We start from the raw sequence: 12,172 nt of genomic DNA, 5'->3' as shown, positions 1-12,172 counted from the left end.
GTGGGCGTTTGACCGCCCGACCCTGATCCTGGTCACCCACGATATCGAGGAGGCTCTGTTCCTGGCTGACCGCATCGTGGTGATGGAACCCAATCCCGGCCGCGTCCGGACCGAGGTAACCCCGCCGCTGGCGCGGCCGCGCGACCGTCTCGACACCGAATTCCTCGACTGGAAAAATCGTCTGCTGGTCGAATTGGGCCATGCCGGTCGCCGCCCGACCAGTGACGAAGCCTTCCCCGCCGTAGCAATCTGATTTCGCCCTCTCCCCCCTTCTTACGGTGACACAGATGAACGCTGAAGACCTCCGTTCCCTCCAGGCTCCGCTGAAAGAAGCCTATAAAACCTCGCCCGATTCCGCCCTGGTCACCCTGTCGTCGCGGGGCGATCTCGATGCCGACGATGTCGTCTGTCGCGTCGAGACCGGGCGCGCCCTGGTCGCCGCCGGGCTGCACCCCGCCACCGGCGGCACCGGCGCCTTTGCCTGTTCCGGCAACATGCTGCTGGACGCGCTGGCGGCCTGTTCCGGGGTGACGCTGAAAGCGGTCGCCACCGCGATCGGCTTCGAACTCAAAGGCGGCTCGGTCAGCGTTGAAGGCGATCTCGATTTCCGTGGCACCCTGGGGGTGGCCAAGGACGCCCCGGTCGGCTTTGCCGCGATCCGGGTCGGCTTCGAGATCGACACCACCGAACCGCCGGAGCGGATCGAGCAATTGATCCGACTGACCGAACGTTATTGCGTCGTCTACCAGACCCTGGCCCATCCGCCGATCCTGTCTTTGAAGAGCAATCGTCATGAGTGAATCCTCGTTACGGCCGGAAACCCTGGCCGCCCATGCCACCGGAGCCATCGATTCCCAAACGGGCGCGATCATTCCGCCGATCCATCCCTCGACCACCTATGAGCGCGATGCGGATCTCAGCTATTCGCGGGGGCGCTGCTATTCGCGCGGCGACAACCCCACCGACGAGTCCGCCGCCCAGACGCTGACCGCGCTGGAAGGGGGCGCGCAGACCCTATTGTTCGCCTCGGGGATGGCGGCGGCAACGGCGGTGTTCCAGGCGCTGGAGCCGGGCGACCATGTCCTGGCCCCTCAGGTGATGTATTGGGCGCTGCGGTCGTGGCTGGGCGGCTTTGCCACCCGCTGGGGTCTTGAGGTCGAACTGGTCGATACCAGCAATCTCGACGCGGTCAAGGCGGCGCTGCGTCCGGGCAAGACCCGGCTGCTGTGGGTCGAAAGCCCGGCCAACCCGTTATGGTCGGTCAGCGATATCGCCGCCCTGGCCGAATTGGCGCACGGGGCCGGAGCGCGGCTGGCGGTTGATTCCACCGTCGCCACTCCGGTCCTGACCCAGCCGCTGGCGCTGGGGGCCGACATCGTGATGCATTCGGCGACCAAATATCTGAACGGCCATTCCGATGTGGTGGCGGGCAGCCTGACCACGGCACGGACCGACGATTTCTGGGCGCGGATCAAGGCGATCCAGGTTCAGGGCGGCGGCATTCTCGGCCCGTTCGAGGCGTGGCTGCTGCAACGCGGCCTGCGCACGCTCTATCCCCGCGTTCGCTGGCAATCGGCCTCGGCCCTGGCCCTGGCCGAGCGTTTGGCCGCCCATCCCGATGTGCTGGAAGTGCTCTATCCCGGCCTGCCCGGCTTCCCCGGTCACGATCTGGCCAAACGCCAGATGAAGGGCGGCTTTGGCGCGATGCTGTCGGTCCGGGTCAAAGGCGGACGTGACGCCGCGATTGCCACCGCCGCCCATGTCCGTTTGTGGAAGCGGGCGACCTCGCTGGGCGGGGTCGAAAGCCTGATCGAACACCGCGCCAGTATCGAAGGCCCGACCTCGCCGGTGCCCGACGATCTGCTCCGCCTGTCGGTCGGGATCGAGGCGGTCGAAGATCTGTGGGCCGATTTCGCCGCCGCTCTGGCGGCAGCATCCACGGCACGGGGAGCGTAAAAGATGGCTGTCGCCGCGAAGAAACCGAAAGCCGTTGCGGTCTCGGACGCCGAGGCTCTGAAAGACTCGATCCGGGCCGAGGCGATCGCGCTCGGGGCCGATCTGGTTGGCTTTGCCCCGGTCGGACGCTGGGCCGAGGTTGGCGAGGTCCCGCCCGATTACCGGCCCGAAGCGATCTATGCCAAGGCCCGCTCGGTGATCGTGATCGGGGTACCGATGGTGCTGCCGATCATCGAATCGACGCCGTCGATTAATTATCAGGAGATGTACGACACCTCGAACCGGCTGCTCGACGAGATCAGCTTTCGGATCGCTAACTGGCTTAACCGCACCGGCCACCCCACCTTGTGCATGCCGCGCGACGGCTATGCCAGCCTGGAGGCGCTGCTCGATAATCCGTTCGGATCGTTCAGCCACACCTACGCCGCCAAATATGCCGGGCTGGGCACGGTGGGAATGTCGCGCAACCTGATGGTGCCCGAGTACGGCCCCCGGGTCCGGCTCAACTCGATCATCACCTCGGCCGAGCTGCCGCCCGATCCGATGCAGCCCGAGGAATTGTGCACCAAGTGCCGCATCTGTGAAAAAGCCTGCCCGACTGGGGCGATCCGGGCGCGCAAGGACTCGATCCTGGGCGATCTCGACAAGGATGAATGCACCCGTCACCACATCCTGCTGCGCGACGAGGGGCACTGGCCGTGCGGAATTTGCGCCAAGGTCTGCCCCGAGGGAGCCGACCGCAAATTCTTCGACTGCCTGAGCCCAAAACGCTACCTCGACGAGCCCGCCGCGTTGGAAAAAGATCCCGACGATCCCCGTTACAAGCGGCTGGTCCATCTGCGCCGCCATGGATCGAAGGGCAAGCGGCTGTCCTGACGTCGGCAAAGCTTATAAGCTCCCCCCTCTTTGACGAGCGGGGAGCGAAAGAGTGGAAACGGGAGCAAAGCCCGCCGAGGCCATGGTGATCGGCGGCGGCCCAGCCGGGTTGATGGCCGCCGAAACCTTGGCCAGCCAGGGTTTCGCGGTCGCCCTGTTCGACGCGATGCCCTCGCCCGGCCGCAAATTCCTGTTGGCGGGCAAGGGCGGGCTGAACCTGACCCACAGCGAAGCGGCCCCGGCTTTCCTGGCCCGGTTCGGGGCGCGGGCCGACCGCTTTGCCCCGCTGCTGGCCGGGTTCGGTCCGGCCGAGTTGCGCGCCTGGGCTGCGGGTCTAGGGATTGAAACCTTTGTCGGCAGTTCCGGCCGGGTCTTTCCCGCCGAGATGAAGGCCGCCCCCTTGCTGCGCGCGTGGCTGCGCCGGTTGAAGGCGGCGGGCGTCACCCTTCACACCCGTCATCGCTGGCAGGGCTGGGACAGCCACGGTGATCTGGTCTTTGCCACCCCCGACGGTTGCCTCACGCATCCGGCGGCGGTGACTGTACTGGCGCTGGGGGGCGGGTCGTGGCCGCAACTGGGATCGGACGGAAGCTGGGTCGAACCGCTGGCGGCGCGGGGCCTTGCCATCGCAAAGCTGCGCCCGGCCAATTGCGGCTTTGATCTGGACTGGAGTCCGGTGTTTGCCGAACGGTGCGCCGGAACCCGGCTTGCCACCATCGAACTGCGCTTTGGCGAATTGGTCCGGCGCGGCGAACTGACCCTGACCGCGACCGGGATCGAAGGCGGATTGGTCTATGCCCTCGCCGCCCCGCTACGTGACGCGATCGAGCAAGACGGGATCGCCCGCCCGACCCTGGATTTGATGCCGGATTGGAGCCGCGAGCGGATCGAAGCGGCGTTGCGCCGCCCGCGCGGGTCACGCTCGCTCTCAACCTTCCTGCGCAAGACCCTGCCACTTGAGTCTAACGCGGTGATGCTGCTGCGTGAAATCGTTCCGCCCGCCGAGCTTGACGATCCCGCCGCCCTGGCCGCCGCGATCAAGGCCGTGCCGCTGACGCTGGTACGGCCGCGGCCGCTGGCCGAGGCGATCTCGACCGCTGGGGGGCTGTGCTTCGAGGAGGTGGACGAGCGCCTGATGCTGCGCCGCCTGCCCGGCGTGTTCGTCGCCGGAGAAATGCTGGATTGGGAAGCACCGACCGGGGGCTATCTGCTCACCGGATGCTTCGCCAGCGGCCGCACCGCCGGTCTGGGCGCCGCCGATTGGCTGCGATTAAAAAGGTGAAAAATGACCCATCCCCAGGCGGCAGAAGCCGCCCAGGGATGGGGGCCGGGGCGCAAGCACGGCGAGGTCCCCCCGAACCCGCCGAAAGCTACGCCCCTTCCTTACGCAGATCCCGCACCCGCACCGCTTTACCTTCCGAACGGGGCAATTGCCCCGGCAAGCGGACCAGAACCTCACACGACACACCAATCGTCGATTTGACGTGATGGCGAACCTGATTGGCGAGACGGACCCGGTCCTCTTCGCTTGAGGGGGAAACGGTTTCGATCTCGACGGTCAGATGGTCGAGCCAGCCCTGGCGGGACAGAATCAATTGGTAATGCGGCGCAACCCCAGGCAAACCGAGCAACACCGATTCGATCTGACTAGGATAGACGTTGACGCCGCGGATAATCAACATGTCGTCGTTACGCCCGGTCACTCGCAGAATCCGCAGATGGGTGCGGCCGCAGGCACAGGGTTCGTCGGTAATCATCGAGATGTCGCGGGTGCGATAGCGCACCATCGGCAAAGCCTGCTTGGTCAAGGTGGTGATGACCAATTCGCCCGGCTGGCCCATCGGCAACGGTTCCAGCGTTTCCGGATCGATCACCTCGAACAGGAAATGATCTTCCCAGGCGTGCATCCCGTTGCGCTGGCAACATTCCATCGCCACGCCCGGCCCCATCACCTCGGACAGGCCATAGGAATCGATCGAGCGGATACCGAGGCGACGGTCCAGTTCGCCACGCATCGTCTCGGACCACGGTTCGGCCCCGAACACGCCCACCCGCAAGGTGCCGGCGGCGAGATCAACCCCCATCCGCTCGGCGGATTCGGCCAGATTGAGGGCATAAGACGGGGTCGCATTCAGGATCGTCGCGCCGAAATCGCAGATCAGCCGGATTTGCTTTTCGGTCTGCCCGCCCGACATCGGGACCACGGTGCAACCCAGCCGCTCGGCCCCGTAATGAAAGCCCAGCCCGCCGGTGAACAGGCCATAGCCCAGCGCGTTATGCATCACGTCGCCGGGCCGTCCCCCGGCACAGGCCAGCGAACGGGCGATCAGACCAGCCCAGGTGTCCAGATCGTCGGCGGTATAGCCGACAACGGTGGGACGGCCGGTAGTGCCGGAGCTGGCATGCAGTCGCACCACCTGCTCGCGCGGAACCGCGAACAATCCAAAAGGATAGGTGTCGCGCAGGTCGGTTTTGACGGTGAAGGGAAACCGGGAAATGTCTTCAAGACGGGTCAGATCCTCGGGCCGCACGCCAGCACGGTCGAACGCCTGACGATGATGGGGGACGCAGGCATAGGCGCGGGCCAGCGTTTCCTTCAACCGATCAAGCTGCAACCGGCGCAGGGACGAGCGGTCGAGACGCTCGATCTCCGGCGCAAAATAGAACGGCGCGGCACCGACTGCCGACATTCCCGACTCTCCCTCGCGACCAATGCCGCGTGCGCGTGGCACACCCGGCTCCAAGGGGGAAGACATCCCTCGATTCGGCAGCAAAGACAAGCGCGAATCTTACACCACAGTATAATTTCGCCTACCCCTGCTCGCCCTATCGCCACTCCCTACCGACTATTGGGTAGAGGGGGGCACTCAGTGCGTGTACCCGGCCCGGGTCAGGATCACCAGCCGGAGCGCCCAGCCCCCAACCGCCACGGCCAGACCGGCCGCCGCCAATGCCGCCGAGGCCAAAGCGGGGATTGTTCCCGCCACCATCGTCAGAACCAGCGGAGCGACATTGCCCCCCAACGTCGAAAGGGGTCGAGAACGCCAGCAGCACCGCGGCAGTCGCGGCGGGAACACTCTCTCCGGTCAAGCGGCGGCGATAGGCCATCCACACCAGCAACCGCGCCGCGACCGCAGCGATCAGCACTCCCGCAACCCAATCCGGAGCCGCCTGGGACAGCGCCAGCGGTGCCAGCAGCAGCAGCAGGCCACTTCCTTCGGCGAACGCGCTGGTCAGCAGCAGCGGCAGATGCAACGGCGCGCTCCAGGCCGGAACGGCCCGCACCGCTTCGATCCGGCGGCCCTGGGCGTACAGCAACACCATTGCCGGCAACCATAACAACCTGGCCAGATCGGGCCAGCCCAGCACGGCCCCGCTCAACGGAAACAGCGCCAACCCGGCCAGAACAGCGACCCAGCGCCACGCCCCGCCCTCGCCCGGAAACGTGGGCCGCAGCCACATCGACACCAGCCCCAGCCCGATCAGGGCCAGACCGGGCAGCACCAGCCCCACCCCAGCCTCAAGACCGGCATAGCCGCCCAGCGACAGAATTGTCAGCAACCCTGCCCCCGACCCGGACAGTACCAGCCCGACGGCGGCGAACAGATCGGTCTGGGTCGGCTCCGGTATCGTGACATTGTTCGGTTCAGTCATCGCCCAGTCCTTGTTGTCATGACGCCATAAAAAACCGGGGGCGCGAACGCCCCCGGTTCAAGCTTGCCCCGGTCGGATTTACTGGCCGCCTTCCTTGCGCGCCTTGGCGTAACCGACGCTTTCGAGCGATTCCTCGATTTCGTCGAGGATCGCCGGATCGTCGATCGTCGCAGGCATTTTGAAGTCCTGGTTATCGGCGATCTTCTGCATCGTGCCGCGCAGAATCTTGCCCGAGCGGGTCTTGGGCAGACGGGCAACGACGGTGCAGGTCTTGAAGGCGGCGACCGGCCCGATCCGTTCACGGACCAACTGGACGACTTCCTTGATCAGCTGATCGTGATTCTTGGTCACGCCCGCTTTCAGGCAGACGAACCCAAGCGGCAACTGGCCCTTCAACTGATCGGCAACGCCGATCACGGCGCATTCGGCGACGTCGGGATGGCTGGCCAGCACTTCTTCCATCGCCCCGGTCGAGAGACGGTGACCGGCGACGTTGATGATGTCGTCGGTGCGGGCCATGACATAGGCATAGCCGTCTTCGTCGATATAACCGGCGTCGGCGGTCTTATAATAGCCGGGGAATTCAGCGTAATAGCTGTCGTGGCACCGCTGATCGGCGTTCCACAGGGTGACCAGGGCACCCGGAGGCAGCGGCAGCTTCACCACCAGCGAGCCGACCTTGCCCGGTTCGCACGGCTGATGGCTTTCGTCGAGCACTTCCAGACCCCAACCGGGAACCGGCTTGGTCGGCGACCCCGGCTTGACCGGGAACTGATGCAGGCCCATGCAATTGGCGGCAATCGCCCAGCCGGTCTCGGTCTGCCACCAATGGTCGATCACCGGCACCTTCAGATTGGACGCGGCCCAATTGATCGTGTCGGGGTCCGACCGCTCGCCCGCCAGGAACAAGGTGCGCAGCGAGGACAGATCGTACTGCTTCAGCAGCGTCGCATCGGGGTCTTCGCGCTTGATGGCGCGGAAGGCAGTCGGCGCGGTGAACAGAGCCGACACCTTGTATTCGGCGATCACCCGCCAGAACGCACCGGCATCGGGGGTTCCAACCGGCTTGCCTTCGTACACAACGGTGGTGGCACCGTGCAGCAGCGGGGCATAGCAGATATAGGAATGGCCAACGACCCAACCCACGTCCGACGCAGCCCAGAACACTTCGCCCGGCTTGATGTCGTAAATGGCGCTCATCGTCCATTTCAGCGCCACCATGTGGCCGCCATTGTCACGGACGACACCCTTGGGCTGACCCGTGGTGCCCGAGGTGTAGAGGATATAGAGCGGATCGGTCGCCTTCACCGTGACGCAGGCATGCGGGGCCGAGGCGGCACACAGCGCGGTCCAGTCGAGATCGATGCCGGGCTTCAGTTCGGCGGCGACCTGCGGACGCTGATAGACCACGGTGTGGCCCGGCTTGTGGCTCGACAGATCGATCGCCTGATCCAGCATCGGCTTGTAGGGAAGGACGCGGCTGCCCTCGATCCCGCACGACGCGGTCAGGATCACCTTCGGCGCGGCATCGTTGATCCGGGTAGCCAACTCGCTGGGAGCGAAGCCGCCGAACACCACGGTGTGGATCGCGCCGAGGCGCGCCATCGCCAGCATCCCCACCACCGCTTCGGGGATCATCGGCATATAGAGCAGAACACGGTCGCCCTTGGTCACGCCCAGATCGGCCAGACCACCCGCCAGCCGCGACACCTGATCCTGCAACTCGGAATAGGTGATGATGCGCTTGGACCCGCTGACCGGGCTATCATAGATGATTGCGGCCTGATCGCCGCGCCCGTCGGCGACATGACGATCAACCGCATTGAAACAGGTATTGGTCTCCGCCCCGACGAACCAGCGATAGAACGGCGCCTTGCTGTCGTCGAGAACCTTGTCCCAGGGCTTGTCCCAGTGAATGCCCTGCGCCGCCTCTCCCCAGAACCCCTCCGGGTCCTTCAGCGACATGTCAAAGGCTTGTTGATACGGATTGGTCATATCGAACGTGTTCCTCTCTGTTTTCTACCAGTCGGCGTCTTTTTTCCTCGGTCGTGGAGACGCCTTCCCCCTCTGGGCGAGTGGGTAAGATGCCGCAAACCGGGCGGTTTTGCAAAAGGAGGGTTCAGAGGGCGAAAAACCAAGCAGGATGCCGCTCTGACCCCGGGGGCCAACGGATCACTCCGCCGGCCGAAGCCACACTTTGGGGTGGGATGAAAAAGCGGGCCGCCTGCCCGAATGGATTGGGCCACCACCCGGCCATTTTCGCGGCAGGATGATGTGGGCGGCCCACCCGTCGATTAGTGGATCGGGGAGCCGATACGGCTCATCTCATCCTTGATGAGAAGTTTTCTGCGTTTCAGGTCGTGAAGATGAGCATTGTCGGGAATCGGGCGCTTGACCTCGGTCTCGATCGCGGACTCAAGCGCGGCATGCTTAGCTTTCAGGGACTCGATACGGTTTTGAACGCTCATCAAAGCCCTCCCTTCACGATGGGTAACCGGGAAAGCTTATGCTCCGCGCACCGGGGTTGTCAGCAGGGAAATTGCCCTAACCGATCATGAGGGCTAATCTTATTCACCAAGCCACAGGAAAGACCCTACCCTATGCAGGAATGTCGGCCTTGACCCCTCCCCCTCCCCGCCTGATCGTGGGACTGAGCGGCGCCTCGGGCACCATCTATGGAATTAGAATCCTAGAGATGCTGCGACGAATAGGCGTGGAATCTCATCTGGTGATGAGTCGCGCCGCCGAAATCACCCTGGGCTATGAAAGCGACCTGACCGCCGATCAGGTCCGGGCGCTGGCCACCTTCGCGCATTCCGTCGACAATATCGCCGCCCCGCCCGCGTCGGGATCGTTCCGCACCCTGGGGATGATCGTCGCACCCTGTTCGATCAGGACGATGAGCGAGATCGCCAGCGGGGTGACCACCTCGCTGTTGACCCGGGCCGCCGACGTCACCTTGAAGGAACGCCGCCGTCTGGTCCTGATGGTGCGGGAAACCCCACTTCATGCCGGTCATCTGCGCACGATGCTGAACCTGACCGAAATGGGAGCGGTGATCGCCCCACCGGTGCCGGGGTTCTATGCCCGGCCGCAAAACCTGGACGATCTGGTCGAACACACCGCCGGGCGGGCGCTCGATCTGTTCGGACTGGATTGCGGCACCCTGCGCCGCTGGGGAGAACCGAGCGGAGAATAATCCGCCGGGCCACCGGATCGTGCACGTCTGCTCCACTCATTTTGCCTCTGGCGATGAATTTTCGCCGGAGCGATCCCATATGGCATAGAGTATTGGGGGGTCGCACAATAGCGGCCCGGAATTCGGAGCGTGTTGGTTCGATGTTCGAGACGAAAGAACACTTGGCCCAGGGCGTGGCGAGCATTTTCCGCATTCTCGATCATTGGCGGCTGTCCGAACCCGAACTGCGCGGCATTCTGGGGTTTCCTTTTGGAACTCAATTGACCGATTGGCGGGCGGGCGAGTTGGGCGGGATGACCTCCGACGTCATCAAGCGCCTGGGGGCGATCGCCTCGATCTTCAAACAATTACGCAACACCCCGGAAGCGGGCACGGTGTGGCTGCACCAGCCGATTCCCCTGTTTGGCAATCGCACCCCGTTGGCGCGAATGGCTTCGGGTGATCTGGCCGATCTGATCGCCGTTGATGATTACCTGAAACTGCGCACGGCGGCAGAGCCGCCTAAGTCGCCTTAACATCTGAGATTTTTCGTTAACGGGTTCCGCATGGGGGACATCATGACCAAAAGCACCCCGTTTCAACTCAGCCGCATCTATGCCAGCGGATGGCGGGCGGGTGGAAATTGCACCGCCGACAATCCGGTCGAGATCGCAGCGGCGGGAGAACGGCTGAACCCCCACCTGGCCGAGGACGAGCGGGAACGCTGGAGCCAGGGCTTCAAGGATGCCGCCCTCAACCACATCGCGCCATCGGCCAAAGCCCGGAAATAGTTTTCGCCCCGATCGGGCGAGCGCGGGGTTGTTCCATGCTGTCATTGCAGATTCACCACCGCACCACCTATCGCTACCGCCGCCCGGTTGTACTTGGACCGCATCGGCTGATGCTCCGGCCACGCGAAAGCTGCGATCTGCGCCTGCGTTCGCTTGAGCTGACCGCCACACCGGCCGCTGCGGTGACCTGGGCCGAGGATGTGTTCGGCAATGCGGTCGCGATGGCCAGCTTTACTGCCCCCAGCGATACCCTGTGCATCGAAAGCCATCTGACGATCGAACTGCACGCCGTGCCCTTCCCGATCTTCACGATTGCCGCCGAAGCGATTTCCTATCCCTTTCTCTACACCGATCAGGACTGGACCGACCTTGGCGCGCTGACCGTGCGGCAATCACCCGATCCGGGCGGACGGGTGGCCAATTGGGCGCGCGGCTTCATTCACAGCAATCCGACCGATACCCTGTCTCTGCTCAAGGATCTGTGTTCCGGAGTGTCGGCCTGGGTCGCCTATCGCAGCCGTGACGACGAGGGCACCCAGACACCGATTGAGACACTGGAGCGCGGCAGTGGGGCCTGCCGCGATTTCGCCGTGCTGTTCGCCGAGGCGGCGCGCTGCCTGGGATTTGGCGCGCGGATCGTTTCGGGCTATCTGTTCGATCCGGACGGCTGCCTGATCGGATCATCGGGGAGCGGATCGACCCACGCCTGGGCGGAAATCTATGTTCCCGGCGCGGGCTGGATCACCTTCGACCCGACCAATCGCGGCGTCGGCGGCCATAATCTGATCCCGGTCGCGGTGGCCCGCGAGATTTCCCAGGTCGCCCCGATTGTCGGCAGCTATCAGGGGCTGCCCGAAGTGTTTGTTGGGATGAGCGTCGATGTCCGCGTCACCGCCTGACCAACCCTCTTGACTGAACGGTCAAACAGGCTATATCAATAGCAACGAGATGATCTCAGGAGGTCCGCCATGGGCCGGCCGTCGCCCAATACCAAGCAGACGTTGATCGATACCGCGCTCGAACTGATCTGGACCAACAGCTATGGATCGGTCAGCGTCGATGACATCTGCAAGGCGGCTGGGGTGAAGAAGGGCAGCTTTTACCACTTCTTCCCGTCCAAGGTGGATCTGGCAATCGCGGCAATGGAAGAATCCTTTGCCGAGGCAAAGCCGATCTATGACAGCATTTTTTCGGCCGACACCCCGCCGGTGCAACGGTTCGAACGACTGGCCGACTTCATCTTGGCCAAGCAGATCGAAGCGACACAAAATTACGGTCAGGTCTGCGGCTGTCCCTGCGCCTCGCTTGGATCGGAAATGGCCGGTCAGGAAGTGGGAATCCGCGCCAAATTCGATGATATCGCCCACCGGCAGGAGCGGTATTACGAGAATGCGCTGCGCGATATGGTCGCCGATGGTCTGTTGCCCGCGACCACCGACGTCAAGACCAAGGCCCAGGAAATATACACCTATGCCTTGGGCCAGATGATGATCGCGCGGATTCAGAACGATTTGTCCGCGCTGGAACGCGATCTGAAGCCCGGTTTGCTGCTGTTGCTGGGGGTCGAAGGATCGACGACCAAAGCCGCCTGAGTCCCCCTTTCCCCCGGCCCCAGCCGGGACGAGAGTCCATTTAGGTCACGTCGGGGAGCCCCCTCCCCTGTGTTGAGAACCGCCGCGAGGCGTTTTTTTTAGCCCCTTAATTAGACCGACTGGTC

The 12,172-nt window shown here is 64.1% G+C and carries 13 protein-coding genes and 1 pseudogene; 10 read left to right on the top strand and 4 right to left on the bottom strand.

Going from position 1 to position 12,172, the window contains the following annotated elements:
* The 5 genes and pseudogenes from K678_RS19055 to K678_RS11845 all read left to right on the top strand — a co-directional run.
* Positions 1 to 253, top strand: a pseudogene (locus K678_RS19055) (ABC transporter ATP-binding protein); the annotation flags it as partial.
* Positions 254 to 287: 34 nt separating this feature from the next.
* Positions 288 to 800 (top strand): OsmC family protein, encoded by a 513-nt coding sequence (locus K678_RS11860; protein ID WP_021132696.1) that lies wholly within the window; start codon positions 288 to 290, stop codon positions 798 to 800.
* A complete protein-coding gene (locus K678_RS11855) occupies positions 793 to 1,956 on the top strand; it encodes a trans-sulfuration enzyme family protein (protein ID WP_021132695.1) in 1,164 nt (387 codons plus the stop codon). Before K678_RS11860 ends, K678_RS11855 begins: the two co-directional genes overlap by 8 nt.
* A gap of 3 nt (positions 1,957 to 1,959) precedes the next feature.
* Positions 1,960 to 2,832: a 4Fe-4S dicluster domain-containing protein gene (locus K678_RS11850; protein WP_021132694.1), complete on the top strand. Its 873-nt coding sequence runs from the start codon at positions 1,960 to 1,962 to the stop codon at positions 2,830 to 2,832.
* Between the two features lie 82 nt (positions 2,833 to 2,914).
* A complete protein-coding gene (locus K678_RS11845) occupies positions 2,915 to 4,114 on the top strand; it encodes a BaiN/RdsA family NAD(P)/FAD-dependent oxidoreductase (RefSeq protein ID WP_051185913.1) in 1,200 nt (399 codons plus the stop codon).
* 88 nt (positions 4,115 to 4,202) lie between these two features.
* Here the strand turns inward: K678_RS11845 and K678_RS11840 are convergent, their stop codons facing one another.
* The 4 genes from K678_RS11840 to K678_RS18240 all read right to left on the bottom strand — a co-directional run bounded on the left by K678_RS11840 (position 4,203) and on the right by K678_RS18240 (position 8,954).
* Positions 4,203 to 5,522 carry a phenylacetate--CoA ligase family protein gene (locus tag K678_RS11840; protein WP_021132692.1) on the bottom strand — a complete coding sequence of 440 codons (1,320 nt, stop codon included), beginning with the start codon at positions 5,520 to 5,522 and terminating at the stop codon, positions 4,203 to 4,205.
* 136 nt (positions 5,523 to 5,658) lie between these two features.
* On the bottom strand, positions 5,659 to 6,486 hold the full coding sequence (locus K678_RS11835) for a hypothetical protein (protein WP_051185912.1): 828 nt from the start codon (positions 6,484 to 6,486) through the stop codon (positions 5,659 to 5,661).
* A gap of 78 nt (positions 6,487 to 6,564) precedes the next feature.
* On the bottom strand, positions 6,565 to 8,481 hold the full coding sequence (locus K678_RS11830; protein WP_021132691.1) for a propionyl-CoA synthetase: 1,917 nt from the start codon (positions 8,479 to 8,481) through the stop codon (positions 6,565 to 6,567).
* Between the two features lie 299 nt (positions 8,482 to 8,780).
* Positions 8,781 to 8,954: a YdcH family protein gene (locus K678_RS18240; RefSeq protein ID WP_021132690.1), complete on the bottom strand. Its 174-nt coding sequence runs from the start codon at positions 8,952 to 8,954 to the stop codon at positions 8,781 to 8,783.
* 140 nt (positions 8,955 to 9,094) lie between these two features.
* Between K678_RS18240 and K678_RS11825 the strand changes: the two genes are divergently transcribed.
* From K678_RS11825 to K678_RS11805, 5 genes are all read left to right on the top strand, one after another.
* Positions 9,095 to 9,685, top strand: coding sequence for a UbiX family flavin prenyltransferase (locus tag K678_RS11825; protein WP_039852974.1), 591 nt, complete (start codon positions 9,095 to 9,097; stop codon positions 9,683 to 9,685).
* A 140-nt stretch (positions 9,686 to 9,825) separates the two neighbouring features.
* On the top strand, positions 9,826 to 10,200 hold the full coding sequence (locus K678_RS11820; RefSeq protein ID WP_021132688.1) for an antitoxin Xre/MbcA/ParS toxin-binding domain-containing protein: 375 nt from the start codon (positions 9,826 to 9,828) through the stop codon (positions 10,198 to 10,200).
* Positions 10,201 to 10,242: 42 nt separating this feature from the next.
* Complete coding sequence (locus K678_RS11815) at positions 10,243 to 10,455, top strand: hypothetical protein (RefSeq protein WP_039852986.1); 213 nt, start codon at positions 10,243 to 10,245, stop codon at positions 10,453 to 10,455.
* Positions 10,456 to 10,490: 35 nt separating this feature from the next.
* Positions 10,491 to 11,354 (top strand): transglutaminase family protein, encoded by an 864-nt coding sequence (locus K678_RS11810; RefSeq protein ID WP_021132686.1) that lies wholly within the window; start codon positions 10,491 to 10,493, stop codon positions 11,352 to 11,354.
* A 69-nt stretch (positions 11,355 to 11,423) separates the two neighbouring features.
* Complete coding sequence (locus K678_RS11805; protein WP_021132685.1) at positions 11,424 to 12,047, top strand: TetR/AcrR family transcriptional regulator; 624 nt, start codon at positions 11,424 to 11,426, stop codon at positions 12,045 to 12,047.
* Positions 12,048 to 12,172: the final 125 nt, after the last annotated feature.

Origin of the sequence: Magnetospirillum fulvum MGU-K5 (genome assembly GCF_000442515.1) — a bacterium.
Classification (GTDB): domain Bacteria; phylum Pseudomonadota; class Alphaproteobacteria; order Rhodospirillales; family Magnetospirillaceae; genus Phaeospirillum; species Phaeospirillum fulvum_B.
Note: the sequence above shows the minus strand (reverse complement) of the source record. Positions and strands in the feature narration are given on the sequence as shown.